This window comes from Formivibrio citricus, assembly GCF_900115065.1.
Lineage (GTDB): Bacteria > Pseudomonadota > Gammaproteobacteria > Burkholderiales > Chitinibacteraceae > Formivibrio > Formivibrio citricus.
Map to the genome: position 1 here is coordinate 44,894 of NZ_FOVE01000007.1, position 24,245 is coordinate 69,138.

The 24,245-nt window shown below is 57.5% G+C and carries 22 protein-coding genes and 2 tRNA genes; 15 read left to right on the forward strand and 9 right to left on the reverse strand.

What is annotated here, in order from left to right; all coding sequences use genetic code 11:
- The first annotated feature begins 134 nt into the window (after positions 1 to 134).
- From hemH to BMZ36_RS06140, 3 genes are all read left to right on the forward strand, one after another.
- Positions 135 to 1,148, forward strand: a complete 1,014-nt coding sequence (gene hemH / locus BMZ36_RS06130; RefSeq protein WP_091192795.1) for a ferrochelatase — start codon at positions 135 to 137, stop codon at positions 1,146 to 1,148.
- A gap of 120 nt (positions 1,149 to 1,268) precedes the next feature.
- The gene (locus BMZ36_RS06135) at positions 1,269 to 1,967 is read left to right on the forward strand and encodes a response regulator transcription factor (protein ID WP_091192798.1); all 699 of its coding nucleotides are present in this window, start codon (positions 1,269 to 1,271) and stop codon (positions 1,965 to 1,967) included.
- On the forward strand, positions 1,954 to 3,339 hold the full coding sequence (locus BMZ36_RS06140) for a sensor histidine kinase (protein WP_143085984.1): 1,386 nt from the start codon (positions 1,954 to 1,956) through the stop codon (positions 3,337 to 3,339). The genes BMZ36_RS06135 and BMZ36_RS06140 overlap by 14 nt, the downstream gene beginning before the upstream one ends.
- Before the next feature lie 363 nt (positions 3,340 to 3,702).
- On the opposite strand, the gene BMZ36_RS06145 is transcribed toward BMZ36_RS06140, so the two are convergent.
- Together BMZ36_RS06145 and purU are read right to left on the reverse strand one after the other, a co-directional pair.
- On the reverse strand, positions 3,703 to 4,248 hold the full coding sequence (locus BMZ36_RS06145; RefSeq protein ID WP_091192803.1) for a hypothetical protein: 546 nt from the start codon (positions 4,246 to 4,248) through the stop codon (positions 3,703 to 3,705).
- Positions 4,248 to 5,102: a formyltetrahydrofolate deformylase gene (gene purU, locus BMZ36_RS06150; RefSeq protein WP_091192806.1), complete on the reverse strand. Its 855-nt coding sequence runs from the start codon at positions 5,100 to 5,102 to the stop codon at positions 4,248 to 4,250. Before purU ends, BMZ36_RS06145 begins: the two co-directional genes overlap by 1 nt.
- Before the next feature lie 110 nt (positions 5,103 to 5,212).
- Between purU and BMZ36_RS06155 the strand changes: the two genes are divergently transcribed.
- Positions 5,213 to 5,677, forward strand: coding sequence for a tRNA (cytidine(34)-2'-O)-methyltransferase (locus BMZ36_RS06155; RefSeq protein WP_091192811.1), 465 nt, complete (start codon positions 5,213 to 5,215; stop codon positions 5,675 to 5,677).
- A gap of 7 nt (positions 5,678 to 5,684) precedes the next feature.
- Here the strand turns inward: BMZ36_RS06155 and BMZ36_RS06160 are convergent, their stop codons facing one another.
- A complete protein-coding gene (locus BMZ36_RS06160; RefSeq protein ID WP_091193075.1) occupies positions 5,685 to 6,506 on the reverse strand; it encodes a mechanosensitive ion channel family protein in 822 nt (273 codons plus the stop codon).
- A gap of 76 nt (positions 6,507 to 6,582) precedes the next feature.
- Between BMZ36_RS06160 and BMZ36_RS06165 the strand changes: the two genes are divergently transcribed.
- The 8 genes from BMZ36_RS06165 (at position 6,583) to BMZ36_RS06200 (ending at position 16,437) form a co-directional block, all read left to right on the forward strand.
- Positions 6,583 to 7,560 carry an AEC family transporter gene (locus BMZ36_RS06165; RefSeq protein ID WP_218142645.1) on the forward strand — a complete coding sequence of 326 codons (978 nt, stop codon included), beginning with the start codon at positions 6,583 to 6,585 and terminating at the stop codon, positions 7,558 to 7,560.
- Between the two features lie 126 nt (positions 7,561 to 7,686).
- Complete coding sequence (locus BMZ36_RS06170) at positions 7,687 to 8,961, forward strand: two-component system sensor histidine kinase NtrB (RefSeq protein WP_091192822.1); 1,275 nt, start codon at positions 7,687 to 7,689, stop codon at positions 8,959 to 8,961.
- Positions 8,962 to 8,990: 29 nt separating this feature from the next.
- The gene (nosR, locus tag BMZ36_RS06175) at positions 8,991 to 10,331 is read left to right on the forward strand and encodes a response regulator c-di-GMP phosphodiesterase, NosR family (RefSeq protein ID WP_091192826.1); all 1,341 of its coding nucleotides are present in this window, start codon (positions 8,991 to 8,993) and stop codon (positions 10,329 to 10,331) included.
- Positions 10,328 to 10,879: a response regulator gene (locus BMZ36_RS06180; RefSeq protein WP_091192830.1), complete on the forward strand. Its 552-nt coding sequence runs from the start codon at positions 10,328 to 10,330 to the stop codon at positions 10,877 to 10,879. The genes nosR and BMZ36_RS06180 overlap by 4 nt, the downstream gene beginning before the upstream one ends.
- Positions 10,879 to 11,538, forward strand: a complete 660-nt coding sequence (locus tag BMZ36_RS06185; RefSeq protein WP_091192834.1) for a GTP-binding protein — start codon at positions 10,879 to 10,881, stop codon at positions 11,536 to 11,538. Before BMZ36_RS06180 ends, BMZ36_RS06185 begins: the two co-directional genes overlap by 1 nt.
- Entirely contained in the window at positions 11,535 to 12,731 is a 1,197-nt protein-coding gene (locus tag BMZ36_RS06190; RefSeq protein WP_091192838.1) for a sensor histidine kinase, read from the forward strand. Before BMZ36_RS06185 ends, BMZ36_RS06190 begins: the two co-directional genes overlap by 4 nt.
- Positions 12,731 to 14,968, forward strand: coding sequence for an ATPase, T2SS/T4P/T4SS family (locus BMZ36_RS06195; protein ID WP_091192842.1), 2,238 nt, complete (start codon positions 12,731 to 12,733; stop codon positions 14,966 to 14,968). The genes BMZ36_RS06190 and BMZ36_RS06195 overlap by 1 nt, the downstream gene beginning before the upstream one ends.
- A complete protein-coding gene (locus BMZ36_RS06200) occupies positions 14,965 to 16,437 on the forward strand; it encodes a bacteriohemerythrin (protein ID WP_091192844.1) in 1,473 nt (490 codons plus the stop codon). The genes BMZ36_RS06195 and BMZ36_RS06200 overlap by 4 nt, the downstream gene beginning before the upstream one ends.
- 138 nt (positions 16,438 to 16,575) lie before the next feature.
- On the opposite strand, the gene BMZ36_RS06205 is transcribed toward BMZ36_RS06200, so the two are convergent.
- The 4 genes from BMZ36_RS06205 to rnr all read right to left on the reverse strand — a co-directional run bounded on the left by BMZ36_RS06205 (position 16,576) and on the right by rnr (position 20,779).
- The gene (locus tag BMZ36_RS06205) at positions 16,576 to 17,010 is read right to left on the reverse strand and encodes a protein YgfX (RefSeq protein WP_091192847.1); all 435 of its coding nucleotides are present in this window, start codon (positions 17,008 to 17,010) and stop codon (positions 16,576 to 16,578) included.
- Positions 17,007 to 17,699: an SIMPL domain-containing protein gene (locus tag BMZ36_RS06210; protein WP_091192849.1), complete on the reverse strand. Its 693-nt coding sequence runs from the start codon at positions 17,697 to 17,699 to the stop codon at positions 17,007 to 17,009. Before BMZ36_RS06210 ends, BMZ36_RS06205 begins: the two co-directional genes overlap by 4 nt.
- A gap of 165 nt (positions 17,700 to 17,864) precedes the next feature.
- Positions 17,865 to 18,224 (reverse strand): hypothetical protein, encoded by a 360-nt coding sequence (locus BMZ36_RS06215; RefSeq protein ID WP_091192851.1) that lies wholly within the window; start codon positions 18,222 to 18,224, stop codon positions 17,865 to 17,867.
- Positions 18,225 to 18,466: 242 nt separating this feature from the next.
- On the reverse strand, positions 18,467 to 20,779 hold the full coding sequence (rnr, locus tag BMZ36_RS06220) for a ribonuclease R (RefSeq protein ID WP_091192857.1): 2,313 nt from the start codon (positions 20,777 to 20,779) through the stop codon (positions 18,467 to 18,469).
- Positions 20,780 to 20,847: 68 nt separating this feature from the next.
- Between rnr and BMZ36_RS06225 the strand changes: the two genes are divergently transcribed.
- The 3 genes from BMZ36_RS06225 to BMZ36_RS06235 all read left to right on the forward strand — a co-directional run bounded on the left by BMZ36_RS06225 (position 20,848) and on the right by BMZ36_RS06235 (position 22,837).
- Positions 20,848 to 20,934: transfer RNA gene (locus BMZ36_RS06225), tRNA-Leu, on the forward strand.
- 25 nt (positions 20,935 to 20,959) lie between these two features.
- Positions 20,960 to 21,046 (forward strand) — tRNA-Leu (locus BMZ36_RS06230).
- 168 nt (positions 21,047 to 21,214) lie between these two features.
- Positions 21,215 to 22,837 (forward strand): response regulator, encoded by a 1,623-nt coding sequence (locus BMZ36_RS06235; protein ID WP_091192861.1) that lies wholly within the window; start codon positions 21,215 to 21,217, stop codon positions 22,835 to 22,837.
- A 3-nt stretch (positions 22,838 to 22,840) separates the two neighbouring features.
- Here BMZ36_RS06235 and BMZ36_RS06240 read toward each other — a convergent pair whose 3' ends face one another.
- Together BMZ36_RS06240 and ybaK are read right to left on the reverse strand one after the other, a co-directional pair.
- Positions 22,841 to 23,380: a cob(I)yrinic acid a,c-diamide adenosyltransferase gene (locus BMZ36_RS06240; protein ID WP_091192865.1), complete on the reverse strand. Its 540-nt coding sequence runs from the start codon at positions 23,378 to 23,380 to the stop codon at positions 22,841 to 22,843.
- 1 nt (position 23,381) lies between these two features.
- Positions 23,382 to 23,873, reverse strand: a complete 492-nt coding sequence (gene ybaK, locus BMZ36_RS06245) for a Cys-tRNA(Pro) deacylase (protein ID WP_091192868.1) — start codon at positions 23,871 to 23,873, stop codon at positions 23,382 to 23,384.
- Positions 23,874 to 24,245: the final 372 nt, after the last annotated feature.

Below are 24,245 nucleotides of genomic sequence, written 5' to 3' on the forward strand. Positions count from 1 at the left end.
CCGCCTGCACGGTTCTCGTTGCCCCCGGCAAAACCGGGGGCAATTTCTTGTGTGATATTCAGTCGCAATCTTCCACTGAATCGCAGATAACAACCGCGTAGAATGATCCCAGGATCAACGACACGGCGTTCATCATGGACACCTGCCCCCCGCGCATAGGCATTCTGCTCGTCAATCTCGGCACACCCCAGGCGCCCACGCCGCAGGCTGTCCGGAGCTATCTTTCAGAATTCTTGTCGGACCCGCGCGTCGTCGAATTGCCGCGCGCGCTGTGGTGGCTGATCCTGAACGGTTTCGTGCTTCGATTCCGACCCGCAAAATCTGCCGCCAAGTATGCCGCGATCTGGGCACCCGAAGGCTCGCCCTTGCAGATATGGAGCACGAAGCAGGCAAAACTGCTCAAGGGCTGGCTGGGCGAAATTCTGGCTGAGCCAGTACGCCTGGAACTCGCCATGCGCTACGGGAAACCGTCCATGGCCGAAGGGGTCGCCAATCTGGTCAAAGCCGGTTGCGACCGGCTCCTGCTGGTTCCGCTCTATCCGCAATACGCGGCCAGCACTACGGCCAGCGTCGTCGATGAGTTGGGGCGAATACTCGCCAGCATGCGAAACCAGCCGGCCCTGCGCACGATCCATGACTTTCATGACGATCCCGGTTATATAGCCGCCTTGGCTCAGACTGTGCGCGAGCAATGGTCACTACACGGGCGCGGCGACCATTTGTTGATGAGTTTTCACGGTGCACCACAAGTCACTCATGAACGGGGCGACCCGTATTACCGGCAATGTCTTGCAACGGGAAAGCTGCTTGCGGCGGAGTTGGGGCTTGCCACCGGGCAATACACCATCGCATTCCAGTCCCGCTTCGGCCCAGCCAAATGGCTACAGCCTTATACCGACAAGACCCTGCAGGCTCTCGGACAGCAGAAAACCGGCAAACTGTATGTGATCTGCCCGGGATTCGTGGCCGACTGCCTGGAAACGCTGGAGGAAATTGCCATGGAAGGCAAAAAAACCTTCCTGGCGGCAGGTGGACACGAATTTCGCTACATCCCCTGCCTCAACGACCATCCGCGCTTGATTGAATTTCTTGGAAAACATGTCAGCCGGGAGTTGACAGGATGGCTGACAGCACAAACACCAGAATAACCATGCGCAACATACAGTTATTTACAACTTAACCCAACATAACCCAAATTGGCCTTGGGATTTTACGGATTTAGCGCTAAACTCTCGGTAAGCTTAGTCTTACAAACGGAGGTAAAACCCATGGCTACCCGTCTTTTCCTGGCTGAGGACGACCTGATCCTCGCCGATGCGCTCAAAACCAGTCTTTCCCAAGCCGATTTTCAGGTCGACTGCGTCAATGACGGCGCACTGGCGCTGCAGATCCTGCTGCACAACGATTACGATGTCGTGGTGCTGGATATCGGTCTGCCCAACATGGATGGCCTGACTGTGCTCAAGAGCGTACGTCAGCACAAGCCCTCGCTGCCGATCCTGATTCTGACGGCATTGCACGGGCTGGATGAACGCGTAGCCGGCCTGGATGCCGGTGCCGACGATTACCTGGCCAAGCCTTTCGAATTCGCCGAGCTTGAGGCCCGCTTGCGCGCACTGCTGCGCCGCAGCCAGATCCTGCCGCAGTCGGTCCAGCAACTGGGCAGCCTGCGCCTGGATCGCGCCGGCCAGCGCGCTTGGTGCAATGACACGCCGCTTGATCTTTCCGCTCGCGAGCTCACCGTACTGGAAATTCTCATGTCCAACATCGACCGCGTCGTCACCAAGGAACAGATCGTCGCGGAGCTGGGCAACGAAAACGCAGAAGTCGGCCTGAACGCCATCGAAGTGTATGTCCACCGTCTGCGCAAGAAACTCGACCCGTGCGGCGTAGTCATCCGCACCATCCGTGGCTTGGGCTACCTCTTGGAAAAGCAGCAACCAGGCGTACAGGGTGCGGCGGACTAACTCGCTGCGTCGACAGCTGCTCCTGTGGCTGTTCATTCCGCAGCTTGTTCTCTGGATGGCGGGCACGGCGCTTTTCTATCTTGTCGCCGTCCGCCATGCCAACAGCCTCGTAGACAAGGATCTGCTCCAGACAGCCAGATCCTTGTCCGCTTTGGCGCAGCTGCACGATAACCTGACCAGGCAGGACTATGAAAAACATGCTCAGAGTCTGCTCGGCAACGGCGATGATGCCTATTATTACGCACTGTACATCGCTCCGGATGGACGTCGCTTCGGCAACCACCCCCTATCGCTCCCCCCTCATCCCATAAGCGAAGAACCGGTTTTTTATACCGAACAGATCGGCAACGACAATCTACGCGCCGTTGTCATGATCCGGCCGTATGAAACGGTCGAGCCTGGTTCATGGCAAAAAAACAAGAAAATTTCCATTCAGGTCGTCAGGAAAAACACCTCTTGCCTGCAGCTTTATCGCGAGATTTTTCTTGTCATCGCTCTGCCCTTTTCGCTACTGGTTCTGATTGCCTCATGCCTGATCTGGTGGGGGATAGGACATGGGCTGCGCTCACTGGACCGCATGCAACAGATTCTGGCTGCGCGCGATCCCAGGGATCTTTCCTCATTCCGCTATCAGGACGGGCCACGAGAACTCGCTCCGCTCATCAACACACTCAATAATTTGCTTGCTGCGGCCCAGAGCAGCGTCGACCATCAGCGCCGTTTCATTGGCGATGCCGCCCACCAGTTGCGCACCCCTCTCGCCGGTCTAAAATCCCAGACCGAGCTCGCAATGCGGGAAGCCTCGTCGGAAACACAGCGCAACCGGCTGGCACTGGTGCATGCCAGCGCCACGCGCAGTATCCACCTCGTCAACCAGCTCCTGACCCTGGCCCGCTCAGAGCCCGACGCACAAACCAGTATCCTGCGCACGCACATGGATCTGGCACGTCTGATTCGCGAGCTGACCGCTGAAGCGGTTCCCCGGGCCATTGCAATGGGTATCGATCTAGGTTGCGAAGTCGATCTCAAAGAAGCCTGGATCAAGGGGAATGCCGCGTTATTGAGTGAGCTTTTCACTAATCTGATTGAAAACGCGATCAAATACATTCCGCGCAACAGCAGCATCACGGTTCGACTGAAGGAAGGAAACGGGAGCTACATCGTGGAAGTGGAGGATAACGGCGGAGGCATTCCGGACGAGGATAAACCCAAGGTTTTCGAACGCTTTTACCGCCGCCAGCAGGATGGCGAAGGATGCGGGCTGGGCATGGCCATCGTCAAGGAAATCGCCGAGCGGCATGGCGGCGGCGTCTCCCTGCACGACACGCAGCCGCACGGGCTCACCGTGCGGATTGAATTGCCACGCGAGTAATTCGGATTACTGACAGAAATTCACGCAGGTTTGCGTGAATGCAGAGCTTCGCCCACCGGTCACACCAAGTGAGCCGCGGCTATGGCGAAGATACGCGGCAACTCGAACGGGGTAAGCGGTGCATGCCGAATATGGCAGGCTCACGATCTTGCAGCGAAACCGCGACGGGACTCATGTGCTGCCCGGAATCCTCATTTTCCGCATAAACTCCGGCTCCTGCTCTGCTCTTCACCCCGCTAACGGCTTCTCGCGACAGATCGTGAACGGGTTCTGAGTAACTGACTACCAGATAAAAATGATGCCTTGTTATCGGCGCTTGCCGTGACACGCCGCTTTCCGACTCGTTTCCGGGAACAGGGACGATCAACTACCAACAGGTGCAACCGGCCACGCAATCCACCCCCAACCAGCCATCAGTCGATGGGTCAGTTGGGAAAAAATCAGGGCCAGAGGCAGATAGGCCATCATGCCCAGCAGGACTGTGCGCCGACGCTCCTCGAGTGCTGCAGCAACAGCCGACACCATGAGAACGAGGTTGTAGATAGCGATCGTCAGCAAAATGATTGCCGACGACCTGGGTGGCAGCAATGCCACCAGCGGAACAAGGAACTGCGGTCCGGTACACAACGTCAGCAAGGGGAAAAGGCTTCCCGTAAACGGGCGGCGCAATACCCATTTCCACCACACCATCAACCAGATCGAAAGAAAAGCCGTTTCAGCCAGCGTCAGCACAAAGAAAAATGCCAGCTTCCCCGGCAGCGCTGCTTGCACTTCAGTCGAGGCCGATCCACCCAAAATTGCAGCCAAGGCCAGCCAGCCCAGCGGTTGCCAGGCCGGATAGACATAATGGGAAAGCGGCTGGAAGCGGAAACGCAACAAATCCAGCAAATCAGCAATGAATTTTGGCATCAGGAGAAAATCACCGTCTTGTTGGAATAAACCAGCACCCGGTTGTCGAGGTGCCAGCGCACGGCACGCGACAAGACGATTTTTTCCAGGTCACGTCCGTGCTGGATCAGGTCTTCCACATCCTCGCGGTGGGAAATGCGCGTGACATCCTGTTCGATGATCGGGCCGTCATCGAGCACTTCCGTCACATAATGGCTCGTTGCGCCGATCAGTTTAACGCCGCGAGCAAAGGCACGATGGTAGGGCTTCGCACCGTCAAAAGCGGGCAGGAAACTGTGATGGATGTTGATGATCCGGTGCGGATAGGCTGCGGTGAATTCATGTGAGAGAACCTGCATGTAGCGCGCCAGCACGATCAGATCGACATTGGCAGCCTCCAGCAGGTCACGTTGTTTGCGCTCGGCTTCCTGTTTGTTTTCCCTGGTTACTTCGATGACATGGAAAGGCACGCCGTAGAAGTCGGCCAATGCCCGGCAATCTTCATGGTTGGAAATCACCAGCGGGATTTCGCAATGCAACTCACCGCTATGATAGCGATGCAGCAGGTCGGCAAAACAGTGATCGTACCTGGAAACGAAGATGGCCATTCTGGGCCGCTCGCCGGAGAGCGCCACACGCCAGACCATGCTGAACTTGTCGGCGATCGGCTGGAAGGCGGCCGCAAACGCGCACATGTCCAGCGTAAAATCCGACAAATCCCACTCCACGCGCATCAGGAACAGGTTCTCGGTATTGTCCTGGTGCTGGTCGGAATGAACGATGTTGGCATTATAGGTCAACAGGAAATTGGCGATGGCGGCGGAAATGCCCTTCTGGTCGGGGCAACTGATCAACAACGTAGCTGTTTTCTTCATGGCCTTGCAGTCAGTAGATTGACAAATAGCCGCGTATTCTACGCCCAGTCGCATGATCGGCAAATCGAATCAGGGTAAAATCGCCCACCTTGCCATGATCGCCGACTCCCATGTTCCACATCGTTCTGTTCCAGCCCGAAATCCCGCCCAACACCGGCAACATCATCCGCCTTGCCGCCAACACAGGGGCCACGCTGCACCTGATCAAGCCACTTGGTTTTCCGCTGGACGATGCCAAGATGCGCAGGGCCGGGCTGGACTACCACGAATATGCCACGATGCATGTGCATGAGAACTGGGAAGCCTGCTGTACCGAACTGGCCGGCCATCGTTTTTTTGCCGCCACCACCAAGGCCAGCCAACGCTATGACACGCTGGCTTATCGGGCTGGCGACGTCTTTGTTTTCGGGCCGGAAACACGCGGGCTACCGGACGAAATATTGGCGCGTTTCGCCCCGGAAAACCGTATCCGCCTGCCCATGCTTCCCGACAACCGCAGCCTGAACCTTTCCAATGCCGTGGCCGTCACCATCTTTGAAGCGTGGCGGCAAAACGGTTTTGCCCAAGGCTTGTAACCCGGGATCAGCGTTGAATCAACCTCACCTCCCGCTGCGGGAGGGGAATCGCAATTCCGTTGTCACGGAAGCGCTCCAGAATCGCCTGGTTGATTTCCCCGGCAACACGGGCGCAGTCAGGCACATTTACCCACGGCTTGATACAGATTTTTACCGATGAATCATCAAGGGAAGTCACCTGGATCAACGGTGCCGGCTCTTGCAAAACAAGCGCATTGTTGCGAAGAATCTGCTGCAAGGTAGCGAATGCCTGCCCCAAGTCAGTGTCGTAAGCCACATGCACTTCCAGATCCAGTTGGCGGACATGGCCGTAATTGTGCAGGATTTCTCCCACGATCTTGCGGTTGGGTATGACCACACGGGAAAGATCGGTGTGACTGAGAATGGTATTGAAAAGACTGATTTCCTCAACCCTTCCTTCCACATTGACGATGGAAATGTATTGCCCAACCCGGAAAGGCCGGGAAAAGATGATCACAAACCCGGCCACGAGGTTGCTCAACAATCCCTGCATCGCCAGTGCAACACCCGCACCAGCGACACCAAGACCGGCAATCAGCGGCAGCAATTGCACGCCAAGATTCTGCAAAGCCAGCACGCCGAACAATGCCAGAATGACGAGGCGCGCAATGCGAACCAGCAGCAGGCTCAATGCGGGCTCCAGTCCGAATGGCTGCAATAGGCGCCGAACGAAGCGCCCAACCCAAGCCCCTGCATAATAGCCGGCAACCAAAATCAGCAGGGCCACGAACAGTCGCGGGCCGAAGCTGACTGCCTGATTGATGACTGCGGCCTGCAGCTGTCCGACCATAGCCAATTGTTTGTCCATTTTGTGCTCCAGAAGAATCGAATCGATTTCATTGTAGCCCGACAATTACCATCATTTTTTGCTCCATGCTTACAGAATGATGCGCTACACTTTTGCATCCATTTTATCCGCCTCCATCATGTCCAGCCTGCTGCAGCAGATTATCCTTTCCGCGCCATTTTTCATTCTGGTCTTCGTGGGCTACGCCGCCATGCGTTTTGGCCGCTGGCCCAAAAGCATGTCCGAATCGCTCTCGCGCTTCGTTTTTACGCTGGCCATGCCTGCCATGCTGTTCCATCTGCTGAGCGATCTTTCGCAACTGCCGCCGGTGGACTCCCGGCTACTGATCGCCTATTTTGGCGGCTGCATGATTGTGTTTGCCCTGGCACGGCTGGTTGCCTGGAAAATATTCAAGCTGGACGGAAAATCCCAATCTGTTTTCGCCTTGGGCGGGATTTTTTCCAACAACGTGATGCTCGGCATTCCCATCGCCAAACTGATGCTGGGCAATGCCGCCTTGCCATCGGTGGCGCTGGTACTGGTATTCAACTCCCTGACCTTGTGGACATTGGTCACCGTTTCGATCGAGTGGTCGATTCATGGCAGCTTTTCCATGAAAGGATTCGGGAAAACGGCGGTCAGCGTGCTGACCAACCCCATTGTTGCTGCCATCCTGGCAGGAACAGCCTGGGGTCTGACGGGCTGGAAATTGCCCGCCGCGATAAGCACCACGTTTGGCATGGTCAGCCAGGCTGCCGGCCCGATGGCCTTGATAGCTTTGGGACTGGGGCTGGCGGAGTACGGAGTCGGCAAGGATCTGCGCCAGCCGGTTGCCATTGCCCTGTTCAAGCTGGTCGCCCACCCCCTGATAGTCTGGAGTATCGCTTGGCTGCTGGGCTTGCCGAAAATGGAGACACAGGTCGTCACCATGCTGGCTTCGATTGCCACCGGCGCCAACGTCTACCTGATGTCGCGCACATTCCAGACCATGGAAGCACCCGTGGCAGGCGGACTGGTTCTCTCGACCGCGCTTTCGGCACTGAGCACACCGTTGGTCATAGCACTGACCGCATGAACGGGAGCTTATCCCCGTATTCATTTGCAGAACCGCAAACGCAAGCGGCAAATCGGCCTGCTATAAAGTACTTGAGGGGTACAGGGCGGAAAGAGCCGCGAATCTGAAGAGAAAAGGCCAAGTTTCATGCAGGCAACGGACAACAAAGGCATTGAATCACTGCAGAAGCAGAGCCAGATCATTCTGGACTCCATCTCCGAAGGCATCTATGGCCTGGATGAAAACTGCTGTGTCACCTATATCAACCGGGCTGCCCAGTTCCTGTTGGGCTGGACACCCGAGGAGGTCATCGGAAAACCGGCGCACCCCCTGTTTCACCACAGCCGCGAAGACGGTTCTGCCTGCCCTTTCGAGGAGTGTCCCATTTCCTGGGTTGAAACCGGAGGTTCCGTCTTCAATATCGAAGACCGGATCTGGCGCAAGGATGGCACCTCGTTTGCCGTGGAAATTTCCGTGGTCAAGCTGGCCGAAACCGGAGCAGAAACCCGTACCGTTGTGCTGTTCCGCGACATTACCGAGCGCAAGGAAAGCCAGAATGCGCTCATGAAATCCTATCAGGAACTGGCCGCGCTCAATGCCCGGCTGGAAACGGCACACAACCAGCTCCTGCAAGCCGAGCGACTGGCATCGGTCGGCCAACTCGCAGCAGGAATGGCTCATGAGATCAACAACCCGATCGGCTTCATACAATCCAACGTCGGCAGTCTTGAACGCTATATCAATGCAATACTGAGCCTGCTCGACAATTACGAAGAGCTGGAACGTGATGGCGCCTTCAATCCGATGAATATAGGCAAGCTGGCCGATCTGAAAAAAGCCATGGATTATCTTTACTTGCGCGAAGACATGGGCGATCTGCTTCAGGAAACACGCAACGGTATCCAGCGTGTCAGGAAAATCGTCCAGGACCTGCGCAATTTTTCGTGTGAGGAAAGCTTGGGCGAATGGGGTTGGACAGACCTTCGCGCAAATCTGGACAGCGCACTCAACCTGCTGCAAAAGGAAATCGGCAGCAAGTGCACGATTCGCAGGGAGTATTCGTCCCTTCCTGACGTGTACTGCCAAGCCGCAGAGATCAACCATGTTTTCATGAACATATTACTCAACGCTACCCAAGCCATCGAAGAAAAAGGCGAGATCGTGATCCGCACCCGTGCGGACGAAAACCGGGTCTGCATCGAAATCAGCGATACCGGCAAGGGAATCCCGCCGGAACACTTGCAACGGATTTTCGATCCGTTTTTCACCACACGCCCTGTGGGCAAGGGTACCGGATTGGGGCTTTCAACCGCATATGGCATCGTGCAGAAACACCACGGAAAAATTGACGTGCGCAGCACGCCCGGCCGTGGAAGCACTTTTTATATTACTTTGCCGATCAATGCCGATACGGCCGGCTAAAGCCGTTTTACCGAGGACAGGAAACTCCCATGACAGAAGACGCATGCGGCGTACAACCGGAGACTCCCGCCACGTTGCTGCTCGTCGATGATGAAGCCAGCATCCTGAGTTCGCTGCGCAGACTGTTCCGCTCGGAAGGCTACCGCATTCTCACGGCCGAAAGCGGCGCCAAGGGGCTGGAGATCCTTGAACAGGAAAAGGTGGATCTCATCATCTCCGACATGCGCATGCCGGAGATGGACGGCGCAGCGTTCCTGGGCAAGGTCAAGGAACGCTGGCCGCGGATCGTGCGCATCCTGTTGACAGGTTATGCCGACATCACGTCCACGATTGCCGCAATCAACCAAGGGGAAATTTACCGCTACATCGCCAAACCGTGGGATGACACCGACATCATCCTCAACGTGCGCCAAGCCCTGGAGCAAAACCGACTCAAGGCGGAAAACGAACGCCTGCAGGCTCTCACGGAAAAACAAAACCATGAGCTGCGCCAACTCAACGAAGGGCTGGAGGCACTGGTGGAACAGCGCACCGGCGAACTGCGCCAGACCGTTTCCTTCCTGGAACTGGCACAACAAAACCTGAAAAAATCCTACCTCAACACGGTCAAGGTGTTTTCCGGCCTACTGGAAATGCGCAACAAAAATCTTTCCGGGCACTCGCGCCGCGTCGCCGACCATGCCCGCAAGCTGGCGATCCGCGCCGGCCTCAACGAAAGCGACGTGCAGGACGTGGTATTTGCCGCCCTGCTGCATGACATCGGCAAAATGGCCCTGCCGGATCGGTTGCTGGAAAAACCCTTTTACAACTTGACGATGGAAGATCAGGCCGAGGTGATGAAGCATTCCGTCAAAGGGGAAATGGCCCTGATGGCGATTGAACAATTGCAAACTCCCGCCAAGCTGATCCGGGCACACCACGAACGCTTCGACGGCAACGGTTACCCGGACCGGCTCGCAGGTTTCGGCATACCGATGGGGGCACGCATCCTTGCCATTGCCAACGAATTCGATGCGCTCCAGGCCGGCACTCTGCAAAACAAGAAACTGAGCGAGGCCGAGGCGCGAGCCTGGCTGGTGGAAGGCAAAGGCAAACGTTACGACCCGGCCTTGGTCGACCTCTTCAACGAAACAAAAAGCGCCATCGCCGAAACCCGCGAACCTGAAATCGCCATCAAATCGTATCAGCTCAGGCCCGGACTGGTTCTTGCACGCGACCTCGTCAGTGGAGAAGGTTATCTGCTGCTTGCACGCGGGCATGCCCTGACAGACAGCCTGATTGAGCAGATTCGCCAATTTGAAAAATCGGAAGGTGCGTCGCTGACGATTTATGTTCGCCCTCCGACTGGAGCCAAGGAAAAAACATCATGAGCACGATTATTCTGGTCGACGATGAAACTGGAGTCCTCAACGCACTGCGCCGACTGTTGATGCGCACGCCCTGCACATATGTCGGGCAAGTTTTCCCCCTGGAAATCGAGACCTTCAGCGATCCGACCGATGCACTGGAATATGTGCGCCATCATACGGCCGATCTCATCATTTCCGACTACCGCATGCCGCAAATGGATGGCGTCGCCTTCCTCAAGGCATGCCGCGAAATCCAGCCGGACTCGGCACGCATCATTCTTTCCGGCTATGCCGACCTCAACGCGCTGATCGGTGGCATCAACGAAGCGCAAATCTACCGTTTTCTTTCCAAGCCCTGGAACGATTACGAACTGGTTTCCGCCGTGGCAACAGCGCTTGCCTACCGCAATCTGCAACTGGAAAACCAGCGTCTGGCCGACCAGGTTCGCCTGCAGCAAGGCGTCCTGACAGCCGAAGATGTCGAGCGCAAAAGACTGGAAGAACTGGAGCCGGGTATTACCCAAGTCAAATGGGGGCCGGATGGATCGGTACTCTTGGATGAAGACTGATGGCGGAACTCAGCGAAACCGACAAGCGCCTCACCCTGAAGCTCGTCTGGTACGGCCCGGCGCAAAGCGGCAAAACCACCAACCTGATGCGGCTGCATGATCTCGCGCAACCCGAGCTCAAGGGCGAGATCATGACGCTGGAAACGCAAAACGACCGCACGCTGTTTTTCGACCTGCTGCCGATCGGTTTGCACACCCCGACGGGCTGGTTCGTCAAACTCAAGCTCTACACCGTTCCCGGCCAAGTCATGCACGACTCTACGCGCAAGGCCGTACTCTCCCGCGCAGACGGCGTGGTTTTTGTCGCCGACTCGCAACGCAGTCAATCCATCAATAACGGCGCGGCCTTCGACAACCTGGCCGAAAATGCCAATCGGGTCGGACTGGATTTCTCAATATTGCCGCTGGTCGTGCAGTTCAATAAACGCGACCTGCCCGACATCCTGAGCGAAGAAGAGGTGCGCGCCCGCTGGGAAACGGCTCCCTGGCCGCTGTTCTTTGCGTCCGCGCTGCAAGGCTGCGGCGTACTGGAAACTTTCCGCGCCCTGCTTGCTGCGGTCTACCGGAGCCTTGACGGCGAACTGGCCCTGCAAACCCGGTTGGGGCTGGATATAACGGGGTTTGTAGACGGACTTTCCCCTGAGATCGATCCATCATGAGCACCCTGCAATCACTCGTTCCGGCCAGTGCCCGCCCACGCCTGACAGCCATTCTGACCGGTTGGCTCGGGCCATCGGCGGCTTTGCTGGCGCGCAATGGCGAGCTGATCGCCGGCGCACCGACACCGCCCCGGAACGATTCCTGTCCGGTGAACTTCGAGCTGGAAGAGATCGGTCGCATCTACGCGCCAGGGTGCAAGCCGGAAACGCTGGTCCAGGCTGCCGCAATGATGGAATTGCTGCTGGACGCCTGGGCGCGCTACCAGATGGCAGCAGAGTTGCAGGAAGCCGTCGTCGAAGCCGACTACTCCGAGTTGATGGCGCGCAACGCGGAGTTGGCCGCATCGGAAGCGCGCTACAAGACCTTGTCGGAGCAACTCGAACAGCGCGTACGCGAGCAGGTCGCACAAATCGAGGCAGCCCAACGCCAGCTCTACCAAGCCGAAAAGCTGGCCTCGGTCGGCAGACTGGCGGCGGGGGTGGCGCACGAAATCAACAACCCGATCGGTTTCATCAAAAGCAACCTGACCACCGGCAAGGATTATGTCGGCCGCATCGGCAAGCTTGTCTCCGTCGTGCGCCAGAAAGACATGCAAACATTGTCCATCCTTTGGCAAAAGCTCGACATGGATTTCCTGCTGGAGGATTTCAGCGCCATGATCGATGAAAGCATCGATGGCGCAGAACGCATAGCGCGCATCGTGGCCGACCTCAAGGCCTTCTCCAACGTGGATCGGGCCGAAGAAGAAGTGGCCGACATCAACGAAAACCTGCGTACCGTGGCGCGCATTGTTTCAGGGCAGCTTGCTGCCGGACAGCGGCTCGATCTCGATCTGCAACCCCTCCCCCCGACACTGTGCCTGCCCGCCTATCTCAACCAGGTTTTTCTCAACATGCTGACCAATGCACGCCAAGCCATAGCCGGCCATGGTGACGGATTCATCCGCATCTCCAGTCGGCAGGTGGGCAAGGAAGTGCTGATCCAGATTATCGACAACGGTTGCGGGATGAATGCCGATACACAGTCACACATTTTCGAGCCTTTCTTTACCACTCGCCCGCAGGGACAGGGAACTGGTTTAGGGCTGAGCGCAGCGCGCGACATCATCCAGGCACACGGCGGACAAATCGAAGTGGACAGCGTGCCTGGGCGCGGTGCGACCTTCACAATCCGCCTGCCGGGGGGGCGATAATGGCCAGCTACGCCTCTTTCTTTACCGGAGACAAGACCGAAAACACAGCACAGCCGGATGCAGCATCCCCCTACTGCATTCTGCTCGTGGACGACGAACCCAACGTACTGAAGGCCTTGCAGCGGGTTTTCCGGCAGGAACACTACCGCGTGCTGATGGCCGAGAATGGCGAGGCCGCGCTCAACATCCTGCGCAACCAGCCCTGCCAGATCGTGATCAGCGATTACATGATGCCGGGCATGGATGGCGCCAACCTGCTCAAACGCATCAAAAGCCTCTATCCGGAAACCATCCGCATCATGCTGACCGGCCACGCCGACACCGGCGCGGTCATGGGGGCCATCAACGAAGGCGCAGTCTACAAATTCATCCTCAAACCCTGGAACGACGACGACCTGCGCGTGACGGTGGCACTGGCCCTGGAACAATTCGATCTGGCAAAAAAGAACCGGGTACTCACCCAGCAGAACGAACAGCAAACCCGCGAAATATCCGCCCTGGCACGAATGACGGTTTCCAACCGCAGCCAACTGGCCATCATGCTGCACAAGCGGGAGCTACTCAACGGCGCCCAGCTGCAGGAACTGCACCGCCTGCAATCCACGCGCAAGGAACCCATCATCAAGCTGCTGCTGGAAAAAGCCTGGGTTAGCGAAGCGCAGATTCGCGATCTTCTGGTCAAGCATTTGCTGATTCAGGAAATCGCGCTTCCTGAACAGAGCATCGACCCCGCAGTAGCCGCACTGATTCCGCAGAGCATGTGCATGCTGCAATGGGTTCTGCCGCTGCGGCTCGACGGGCGCAAGCTGACTCTGGCGATGGCCGACCCGCTGGACACGGGGCTGATCGACGACATCCGCTTCGCGACCGACCTGCAAGTGGAGCCGGTTCTGGCCAGTCATGCAGCCATCACCGCCAAGATACGCGAGACCTACGGCGAGGAAATCGACTTCAAGGAACTGGAAACCCTCGTCGGCTCGCCCGATCCTTACGAAGGGATCGAGGTCGTCATCGACGAGGAAAGCAGTGCTCCGCTGGAAGATTTGCTGCGGGAAACGGAGGAGCCCCCCGCCATTCGCCTGGTCAACGCCATCATCCTCGAAGCCATGCGCTTGGGTGCCAGCGACATCCACATCCAGCCGCGCATCAAGAGCGTGGTGGTGCGTTACCGCATCGACGGCATCCTGATCGACAAGATCCAGATTCCGCACCAGCTACACCAGTCGCTGGTTTCCCGCATCAAGATCATGTCCGAACTGGATATTTCCGAACGGCGCCGCCCCCAAGACGGGCGCATCACGATCAAATCGCCGCTCAAGATTGTCGATTTGCGCGTCTCCACCCTGCCAACGATCAACGGCGAAAAAGTCGTGATGCGCCTGCTCGACCGCAATTCCGCCGTCCAGCGCATCGAACAACTTGGCCTCTCCGAGGGCGATCTGGCCAAGGTGCTGTGCATGATTTCCAAACCCCAGGGCATCATCCTGGCCACCGGTCCTACCGGCAGCGGCAAGACCACCACGCTGTATTCCCTGCTGCAGCACGACGCCACGCCAAGCAAGAACTACGTCACGATCGAAGACCCGGTCGAGTACTACATGGACATGGCCGGACAGATATTGGTCAAGGAAAAGATCGGACTGAGCTTTCCGGTGATCTTGCGCTCGATCCTGCGCCAGGATCCGGACGTAATCCTGCTGGGCGAGATCCGCGATCTGGAAACCGCCGAAGTTGCCTTCCACGCGGCATTGACCGGCCACCAGGTTTTCTCCACGCTGCACACCAACTCGGCCATCGCCACCATTGCCCGCCTGCTCGACTTGGGGCTCAAGCCCTACGTCATCGCCACCGCGACCGAAGGCATCATCGCCCAGCGCCTGGTACGGCGCATCTGCCCGCATTGCAGCGAACCGGCGTTGCAAGATCCTGAAGTGGCCAAGCGCATGCGCTACACGCTTCCTCCGGATGGCATGCCGGGCTTTCGCGGCAAGGGGTGCGTGCAATGTCACGGCACAGGTTATCGCGGCCGGGTTGGTCTGTACGAGGTGCTGCACATGACCGACACCTTGCGCAACTTGGTTGGACAAGGTGCCAGCCTGCTGGAAATCACCGAAGCCACGCGCAACAGCGGGCAACGCACGCTGTTTGACGATGGTTTTGACAAAGTAAGGCAAGGGCTGACCACGCTGGATGAATTGCTGCGCGTTCTCGGCCCGATGCCGGTGGAGAATCCATGACAGATTCACTTTTCAACTGGGATACCCGTTTCGATACCGGCTTTGCCGAAATAGATCAGCAACACCGGTATCTCTTTGAACTGGTCAACAAGCTGCATGCCCTGACCCAGCGATCATGCGCGCCTGATGAATACCTGCGCATCCTGGACGCCCTGACCCAATATGCAATCGCCCACTTCGGGCTGGAAGACAGCATCATGCGCTCGGCCGGATGCGATCCGTTTTTCGTGGACGAACATCGGCACGAACATGGCTTGTTCATCCGGCAATTGAGCGATGCCCGTGCCGAAGCCCGGTCATCCAGTCATGAGCATGCAGGCAAACTGCTGCAGTATCTTCTTTCCTGGCTGACCTACCATGTGCTCGACATGGATCAGCGCATGGCGCGCCAGGTTATCGCCATCCAGCATGGTACCGAGCCGCACCAGGCATTGCTCCAGACGCTCGCCCCGCCGCCCGCATCCGCGCCATTGCTGCTGGATTCCCTGCGTCGCCTGCATGCGCAGTTCATAGGAATTAAGGAAAACCTGCAGGCAGCAAAAAATTCGCTGAAACAGGAAGTCGCAAAACGTACGGAGCAGCTGGTCGCGGCGAACCAATCCTTGCAAGAAGAACTCGAAAAGCAGCACGCCTTGTTGCTGCAACTGGAAAAGACACAGGAACAGTTATTGCAACAGGAAAAACTGGCGGCCATTGGCCAGCTTGCCGCCGGCGTGGCTCATGAAATCAACAATCCGGTCGGCTTCGTCAATTCCAATCTCGGATCTTTGCGCAGCTATGTCGTTTCACTCCTGAAACTCCTTGATGAATACGAAGCCCAGGAACGCTTCCTGCTGCCGGAAACACCAGGGAAAGCGCGTCTTGCCGCCATCAAGAAGGAAATCGATCTACCCTTCCTGCGTCAGGATGTCATTGATCTGCTCAACGAATCGGAGGAAGGGCTGGAGCGCGTCAAGAAGATCGTGCAGGACCTGAAAGGCTTTGCCCGTACCGGCGAAACGCAGTGGCAGGACGTCGACCTGCATCAGGGGCTGGAAAGCACCATCAACGTGGCCTGGAACGAAATCAAATACAAGGCGGAACTGGACCGGCAATATGGCAAGCTGCCGCCCGTGCACTGCATCCCGGCCCAGATCAATCAGGTTTTCATGAACCTTCTGGTCAACGCAGCACAATCCATAGATGGCATGGGCAGAATCACCCTGCGAACGTGGCAGGAAGGCGAACGGGTTTGCATCGAAATCAGCGACAACGGCAAAGGCATGTCCCCGGAAATACTGGCACGCATTTTCGAACCCTTCTACACGACCAAGCCAGCAGGGCAAGGCACGGGGCTGGGCTTGCCGCTCTCGCGGGAAATCGTCCACAAGCACGGCGGGGCGATCGAGGTGGACAGCACCGAAGGCAAGGGAACCCGCTTCCGGGTCTGGCTGCCCGTCACGGGGCCAGCGAACGGCACCTCGTCATAGAACATGTTCACGATCTGTCGCGAGAAGCCGTCAGCGGGGTGAAGTGCAGCGCAGGAACCGGAGTTTATGCGGATAAATGAGGATTCCGAGCAGCACATGAGCCCCGATCACGGTTTCGCAGCAAGCTTGTGAACAGGTTCATAGGACCTGGTGGTCCGCCATTTTCCTCAGCACCGCCGGCAATCCCCAACGCAACCAGACGCGCCATTGGCGCAGGATCTCCGCCGGGGCGCAGTCCGGCCAGAGCAGCACATCCTGACGTCCGGCGGCATGGCGCAAATGCAGCACGATCAGTTTGGAAACAATGCGCGATGAGGGCAGACATTCGGCTTCGAGGCGTTCGCCGGAGGCCATGAAGACTGCCACGCGCCCTTCCGGGAGCGCTTGCAGGGAAATGACTTCAGGAGTGGAGCGCAGGCAGTGCCAGAGGCCATGCAGGATCACCGCAGCCAACGCTGCTGCGCGCCACGGCATCGGCAAGAGGCAGGCCACGCCCGCCGCAGCCAGATGCAAACCGATCAGGCCGTAGCGTGCGAAGCGCGAGGGAGAAAGAAGCAGCGGAGCGGGAATCACTCTGCGATCTGGATGGTGCCCCGCACAGTCACGTTCACGCGGCTTTCTCCGCCTTCGACCGGTGCAGGCGCTGCCGGTGCAGATTTCATCAGGGAGTAATTTGCAGCATAGGGCATCGGGTTTGCCGCATTGCTGCTGATATTCAGGTTCAGCAGTTTCCACCCCTTGCCACCCATTGATTTTTGCAGCAATGAGGCACGGCTGCGAAATGCCTGAACCCCCTCTTCGATCAGGGCATCTTCGGCTTTTTTACGCGCCAAATCCGACACGCCGTAACGAATCTCCGCCAGTTGTAATGGCGTTCCGCTCTGCGGTTTTTGCAGATTGCCAATCAGGCGCGACAAAACGGGAAAATCCTTGGAGCTCAAGCGCAATTCCCCCCGGCTGCGCCATCCCTCTTGTTGCTGGCTTTTGTTGTAAACCGGGAAAGTGGAATAGGCTGTACGTACCGATTGCATCGCCCCGCTCTCCCTGGCTTGCTTCACGCCCGCAGCAAGTGCCCGGTTCACTTGCTCTGCCAGCCTGGCTGGATCGTGATCGCTTAATTCTACAAACAACGTGGCATACGCCACATCGTTCGCCACTTCACGGCTTGCCGTGGTATTGAAGTTGACGACATTGGTGCGCGGTTCTTCGGCAAAACAGAACGTGGACAGTGGCAACAGCAGACAGACAGCAAGCTTTTTCATGGCAATACTCCGTTTGTGATGGCGTCCTGATGAATTGAGCCGGGATTTACCAGTCCGTTCGCCTTGAGCCTGTCGAAATGCCGTTCATGGTTCGACAAGCTCTCCACGAACGGTTTTCCGTGCCGAATTGCGACAGACGGGAACGCTGGTTGGGAGAAATCCGTCTTAGTGATAACCGTGATCGGAAGGCGTGTTATGGATGTCCTCGGAAACGCAATCCATCACGCCAAGATGGATTTCCACGTCGAACCATTCCCAGAACAGCTTGAGGTTGCGCTTCTGCGGCCACAGTTGTTCATCCGAGACCCACGAAGCCAGTTCCATCTCGAAGAGTTTGTCGGCGATATCGTCCACATGGGCAATGCCATCTTCCTGCTCGACCGATTCAGGAATCAGCACCACGGTGCAATCGCTGCGCATTTCGTCGAGCGTCAGCACAATGTCGTTGCCGGGCAGATTGTTGAGCCAGTCCAGAAACGGCTGCTTGGGCTTAAGGACGGCGGCCGAGCGATCTACGATGAACATCGAAAAACTCCTGTGTTGTTGCTTGTTTCAAAGGCCGGAGGGTAACACGCTCCGGCAAATTTGGACGAACGTCTCCAACCTACTGGTCAGTCACACAGATTCTGCCATGTTCGTCACGCTCTGCGTCCCCATTCGCTTTGTCGCTCATCCTCGCCATAGCCGTGCTATGGCTGCGGTTCGCTCCGCACGCATGGGGCGCAGGTGTGCGCCTCGCCATCCACGCAAACCTGCATGACTGACTACTAGCGCCGCCCGGGCTTGCGTCCGCCCTTTCTTTCTGCCGGCTTGGGTGTCCGCACGTCATCAGCCGGCGGATTCACCAACACGAAGTCGATCTTGCTCGACTCCATGTCCACACGCGCCACCTTGACGTGTACGCGGTCGGTCATGCGGTAGACGCGGCCGCTGCGCTCACCCTTGAGCTCGTGCCGCACTTCGTCGTAGTGGTAGTAATCCGCACCCAATTCAGAGATATGCACCAAGCCTTCTACATACACGCCTTCGAGCAGCACGAAGAGACCGAAACTCGTGACCGATGACACCACGCCTTCGAATTCTTCACCGATCTTGTCCTGCATGTAGTAGCACTTGAGCCAGTTTTCCACGTCGCGGCTCGCCTCGTCGGCGCGGCGCTCGGTCATGGAAGTTTGCTCGCCGAGTTGCGTCCACTTGTAGGCCGGCTTGTATTTCTTGCCGGCCAGGATCGCCTTGATGGTGCGATGAACCAGCAAATCGGGATAGCGGCGGATCGGCGAGGTGAAGTGGGTGTAGGCTTCGTAGCCCAGCCCGAAGTGGCCCACGTTGTCCGGACTGTAGACGGCCTGCTGCAGCGAGCGCAGCAGCATGGTCTGCAGCAGCGGCGCGTCGGGGCGGTCCTTGATCTTGTCCAGCAACTCAGCGTAATCGGAGGCATGCGGATCGTCCTCGCCCTCAAGGTGCAGCGCCAAGCCGCGCAGGTATTCGCGCAGCTTGTCGAGCTTTTCCGGGGTCGGGCCTTCGTGCACGCGGTACAAGCCGGCATGCTTGTTGTGCATCAGTATATGCGCGGCGCAGACGTTGGCCGCGAGCATGCATTCCTCGATCAGCTTGTGCGCATCGTTGCGCACGACGGGGACGATCTCGCGGATCTTGCCGTTCTCGTCGAACAGCATCGTGGTTTCGGTGGTTTCAAAATCGATGGCGCCACGCTTCTTGCGCGCAGCGGCAAAGGCCTTGAACAGGGCATACAGTTCCTGCACATGCGGCAGCACGGCGGCATACTCCCATGCCACGTCACCTTCCGGATGCTGCAGCATCTCCCAGACCTTGTTGTAGGTCAGGCGTGCCTTGGATTTCATCACCGCAGGGTAGAAACGGTAATCCTTGATTGCTCCCCTGGCGCCGATCTCCATGTCGCAGACCATGCACATGCGCTCGACATCCGGATTGAGCGAGCAGATGCCGTTCGACAAGGCTTCCGGCAACATCGGGATCACCCGGCGCGGGAAGTACACCGAGTTGCCGCGCTCGAAGGACGTTTGATCGAGCGCGTCGCCGCTCTGTACATAGTGACTGACATCGGCAATTGCCACCACCAGCCGCCAGCCCTTGCCTTTCTTTTCCGCGTACACCGCATCGTCGAAATCGCGCGCAGTTTCGCCGTCGATGGTCACCAGCGGCAGCTTGCGCAGGTCGACTCGCTCTACGCCATCGACCGGCTTCCAGTCTTTCTTGATCACCGTCTGCGGCGTGGCTTCGGCCTGTGCCAGCGCTTCGGCGCTGAATTCATGCGGCAGGTTGTGCTTGCGCAGCGCAATCTCGATTTCCATTCCCGGATCGGCATAGTTGCCGACAATTTCCACCACGCGCCCCACCGGCTGGATATAGCGCGCCGGCTGCGTCAACAACTCGACCATCACCACCTGGCCTGGCTTGGCCTTCAACGTGCCTTTGGGCTCGATCAGAATGTCCTGGCAAATACGGCGATCTTCCGCCGAGACATAACTCACGCCGCGCTCGCAGCGGAAGCGTCCGACCAGGCGGCTGTTCACGTGCTGCAGCACCTCGACGATCTGCCCCTCGCGCCGCCCGCGCCGGTCAAAGCCGCTCTGGCGCACCAGTACGCGGTCGCCGTGCAACACCTTGTCCATTTCCTTCGGGCCAAGGTAGAAATCGCCGCTGCCATCGTCCGGGATCAGGAAGCCGAAGCCGTCCGGGTGCCCCTGCACACGCCCGGCCACCAGTTCAATCTTGGCCGGCAGGCACAATGCGCCCTTGCGGTTGAACATCAACTCGCCTTCGCGCTCCATCGCCCGCAAACGGCGCTCGAACGCTTCGCGCTCGGATTGATGGATGGTCAGCATGCGGATCAGATCTTCCGGAAAAACCGGCGCGCCAGCCTCTTCGAGTATCTGCAACACGAATTCGCGCGATGGCAGCGGGTTTTCGTAACGCTGGCGCTCGCGCTCCAGATGGGGATCTTCCGCACGCAAACCCTTGATCTTTCGCGGCCTTGCGCGGGATACTTCAACCGGCTTTTCCGGGGATGAATTATTTTGTTTTGCTTTTCTTGACATGGTTTCTGCTTTTGCTGATAATTGCGCCTCTCTGAGACGCGCTGGCTTAATTCTAGCGCAGTTCAAGGGCCCAGGTGGCGGAATTGGTAGACGCACTAGGTTCAGGTCCTAGCGCTCGCAAGGGCGTGGAAGTTCGAGTCTTCTCCTGGGCACCAACTCTTGAACAAACTCTCGGAAATTGCCCAGGTGGCGGAATTGGTAGACGCACTAGGTTCAGGTCCTAGCGCTCGCAAGGGCGTGGAAGTTCGAGTCTTCTCCTGGGCACCAAATATCGCCAAAAAGCGCCTTGAATTGAATTCAAGGCGCTTTTTTATTGTTTCACCTTATAAAAAGCCGCAAATTGCTTGATCCAGCAGGCTTTTATTCTCATTTATCTCGCCATTTCGCGGTTTTCCGGCTTATATTGCAATTGAGTTAACGTCAATATTGCCAAAGATGGCCGCAGACCTTTCCCAAGCTCGTGTTCTTGTTGCCGACGACGCCCCAACGGTGCGCCAATCGGTGCGCCTGACGCTGGCACAGGCAGGGATCACACGCGTGGATGTAGCCAACAGCATCGGAGAAACCCGGCGGCGCGTACGCGATGGCGGCTACGATGTCGTCCTGTGCGATTATCACTTCGGCGAAGGAATGAACGGCCAGGAGCTCCTGGAAGAATTGCGCCGCTCAGGTGAGCTGTCCCTTTCTACGATCTGGTTCATGATCACGGCCGAAGCCGCTTATGAAAAAGTGGTCTCGGTAGCTGAGGTCGGCCCGGACGATTACCTGATCAAGCCTTTTACCAGCGCCATGCTGGCTGACCGCCTTTATGTCGCCTGGCAAAGAAAATCCTTTCTGCGACCCGTACTGGACAAAATCAATGCTGGCGACATTGATGGTGCCATCGACGCCGGTATGTCAGCCCTGCCTAACGCGGGCAGCTACCGTTTCGATCTCCTGCGCCTGCTCTCCAACCTGCTGCTGCAAGCAGGCCGGCTCGACGAAGCCAAGACCATGTTCGAGGAAATACTCGGCAACAAAATCGTTCCGTGGGCAAAACTGGGTCTTGCCAAGGTGCTAGCCCGCCAAGGGAACCAGTCGCAAGCGGAAAGCATGCTGCAATCGGCCATTGTCTCCCATGCGCAGTATGTAGATGCCTACGAAGAACTGGCAGCGCTCTACATGGAAGCCGGCCGAGTTGACGAAGCCATGGGCGTACTGGACAAATGTCTCACCATCTCGCCCAACAATGTGGCTCGCCTGCAAAAAGCCGGTAATCTCGCCAACATGATGGGCGACGCAGGCAAAGCGCGCCAGCTACTGGAACGCGCAGTCGTCTGCGGCGGCAATTCGTCCGCACTCTCCCCGGAAACGCTGTTGCAACTGGCTTTGGCAGCGCGCCGTGACAACGCAATGGGCGACGCCGACAAATACCTGCGCATGGCCCAGGAACAAGCCAAACGCAACGACTCGCTCATCAACCGCGCGGTCGGGAAAATGGCTTCGGCCATCTATCAGGGCAAGACTGAACCCCTCGCGGAAATCGAACCGTGGTTCACGCACCCGGAATTCACTCAGGAAGCTGCCGTGGGCTTCATCATGACGGCCGACATGGTCTGCCCGCCTTCGCTACTGCAAGAGGAAGCCAACCCGGCCAACCCGCCTTACAAATGGCTGGGCATGATCGCGCGCCGCTTCATCACGACCAAGCACATCTCCGGCATGCTTGAAACGGCAACCGGACAACGTCACGCGTGGAAGGACTTCATCCAGCAACAGGGTCAGGAAGTTACCGAGATCAACAAACAGGGTGTGCAATTGATGCTGAAGAATCGCGAAGCGGAAGCGGTCGCACTCCTGCTACCGCAAGCGGAAAAAACCCACAACAACCGCCTGATGCTGTCCGCTTCCCACGCTTCGCTCAAATATATGAAAATCGGAAAAATCGAATCGAGCGAGCAACGCCACCTGATCGAATCGGTCAGCGAATTCATCGTACTTTTGCGCGGCATGGTCGACGAGAGCGTGCTTTTGAATCTGCGCAAGGAACTCGATGGTTTCATCAAGAAAAAGAAGTAGCAACTACACTCTTTTTTTCCACTGCATTTCTTCCATCCCCGCCCCGCGGTTCAACACCCGTGCCAGCATGAACAGCAAATCAGACAAGCGATTGAGGTAACGCAAAGCCAGCGCGGAATGCCCCTCACCCAACGCCACGACACTACGCTCAGCGCGCCGGCAAACCGTACGTGCCACATGCAACAGCGCTGCGCCCCGACATCCTCCGGGCAGAACGAATTCCCGCAAAGGCGGAAGATTGGCACTCCAGTGCGCCAAATCTTTGTCGAGGCAAGTCAATTGCGCTTCTTTCAATAAGGCGACACCAGGCACGCTCAATTCCCCACCCAGATCGAACAGGTCGTTCTGGACGGTTTGCAGAATTTCCCGGATGGATTGCGGCATGGGTTCGCACAAAGCCACACCGATCTGACTGTTGAGCTCGTCTACATCGCCGATGGCCTGGATACGCGGATCGGTCTTGGTCACGCGGCTGCCGTCGCCCAAGCCTGTCGTACCCTTGTCTCCGGTGCGGGTCACGATTTTCGAAAGCCGGTTCGCCATGTCAGCTCCCAGCCCCAATGGCAACATCGACCAGCACCGGTTTGAGAATGCGTTCGGCATCTGCCGGATTCATCCCCACCAGGAAACCGCGCTTGCCGCCGTTGAGGTATATCTTGTCGAGTTGCAGGATGCTGCGTTCCATATAGACCGGCATCGCCTTCTTCGTGCCGAAGGGCGAGGTTCCGCCCACAAGATAGCCAGAATGCCTGTTCGCAACTTCCGGCGCGCAGGGCGCGATAGTCTTGACGCCGAGCAGCCGCGCCAGATTCTTGGTCGAAACTTCGCAATCGCCATGCATCAGCACCACAAGCGGCTGCTTGCGTTCATCTTCCATCACCAGCGTCTTGATCACCGCATGCTCGTCCACACCGAGTTCGCGCGCCGATACCGCAGTCCCCCCCTTGTCCTCGTAAGCGTAAAGATGCTCGGTAAAGCACACTTTGCCTTGGCGCAGAACCCGGATGGCTGCGGTAACGGGAATTTTTTCACTCATGGCATGTCTCTCGGTGTTGCTCGCATATGCGGATTGTACCCAGCGTCGATGAGCGTGGTGCAGGTTCTGTTGACGTTGGTTACAAAGCTGCGTTTGGGGTAGTTCGAGATGGATTTCAAGGCGCAAAGCGCGCCGCAATACGAGTATTGCAAGCGGTTTGCAACGCAGAAAGCCGCTCGAAATACTCCAAACCCGAAGGGCTGGGCCGGAAAAACGCCATTCACTGCGTTATGCTCCTTGAAAATAACCGGTTATTGTCTGCGTCGCATGCCTTGTGACTGGCATTTTTCCGACCCAGCGCAGATTTGTAACCAACGTCAACAGAACCTAATCTTTACAGCAGGTTGTCAACGAAAGCCCCGCTGGTTCGTT

Bases quoted from the DNA above. Each gene is read 5' to 3' on its own strand.
- hemH (WP_091192795.1), top strand. From the start codon at position 135: ATGGACACCTGCCCCCCGCGCATAGGCATTCTGCTCGTCAATCTCGGC.
- BMZ36_RS06135 (WP_091192798.1), top strand. From the start codon at position 1,269: ATGGCTACCCGTCTTTTCCTGGCTGAGGACGACCTGATCCTCGCCGAT.
- BMZ36_RS06145 (WP_091192803.1), bottom strand. From the start codon at position 4,248: ATGCCAAAATTCATTGCTGATTTGCTGGATTTGTTGCGTTTCCGCTTC.
- purU (WP_091192806.1), bottom strand. From the start codon at position 5,102: ATGAAGAAAACAGCTACGTTGTTGATCAGTTGCCCCGACCAGAAGGGC.
- BMZ36_RS06155 (WP_091192811.1), top strand. From the start codon at position 5,213: ATGTTCCACATCGTTCTGTTCCAGCCCGAAATCCCGCCCAACACCGGC.
- BMZ36_RS06160 (WP_091193075.1), bottom strand. From the start codon at position 6,506: ATGGACAAACAATTGGCTATGGTCGGACAGCTGCAGGCCGCAGTCATC.
- BMZ36_RS06165 (WP_218142645.1), top strand. From the start codon at position 6,583: ATGATGCGCTACACTTTTGCATCCATTTTATCCGCCTCCATCATGTCC.
- BMZ36_RS06170 (WP_091192822.1), top strand. From the start codon at position 7,687: ATGCAGGCAACGGACAACAAAGGCATTGAATCACTGCAGAAGCAGAGC.
- nosR (WP_091192826.1), top strand. From the start codon at position 8,991: ATGACAGAAGACGCATGCGGCGTACAACCGGAGACTCCCGCCACGTTG.
- BMZ36_RS06180 (WP_091192830.1), top strand. From the start codon at position 10,328: ATGAGCACGATTATTCTGGTCGACGATGAAACTGGAGTCCTCAACGCA.
- BMZ36_RS06185 (WP_091192834.1), top strand. From the start codon at position 10,879: ATGGCGGAACTCAGCGAAACCGACAAGCGCCTCACCCTGAAGCTCGTC.
- BMZ36_RS06190 (WP_091192838.1), top strand. From the start codon at position 11,535: ATGAGCACCCTGCAATCACTCGTTCCGGCCAGTGCCCGCCCACGCCTG.
- BMZ36_RS06195 (WP_091192842.1), top strand. From the start codon at position 12,731: ATGGCCAGCTACGCCTCTTTCTTTACCGGAGACAAGACCGAAAACACA.
- BMZ36_RS06200 (WP_091192844.1), top strand. From the start codon at position 14,965: ATGACAGATTCACTTTTCAACTGGGATACCCGTTTCGATACCGGCTTT.
- BMZ36_RS06210 (WP_091192849.1), bottom strand. From the start codon at position 17,699: ATGAAAAAGCTTGCTGTCTGTCTGCTGTTGCCACTGTCCACGTTCTGT.
- BMZ36_RS06215 (WP_091192851.1), bottom strand. From the start codon at position 18,224: ATGTTCATCGTAGATCGCTCGGCCGCCGTCCTTAAGCCCAAGCAGCCG.
- rnr (WP_091192857.1), bottom strand. From the start codon at position 20,779: ATGTCAAGAAAAGCAAAACAAAATAATTCATCCCCGGAAAAGCCGGTT.
- BMZ36_RS06235 (WP_091192861.1), top strand. From the start codon at position 21,215: ATGGCCGCAGACCTTTCCCAAGCTCGTGTTCTTGTTGCCGACGACGCC.
- BMZ36_RS06240 (WP_091192865.1), bottom strand. From the start codon at position 23,380: ATGGCGAACCGGCTTTCGAAAATCGTGACCCGCACCGGAGACAAGGGT.
- ybaK (WP_091192868.1), bottom strand. From the start codon at position 23,873: ATGAGTGAAAAAATTCCCGTTACCGCAGCCATCCGGGTTCTGCGCCAA.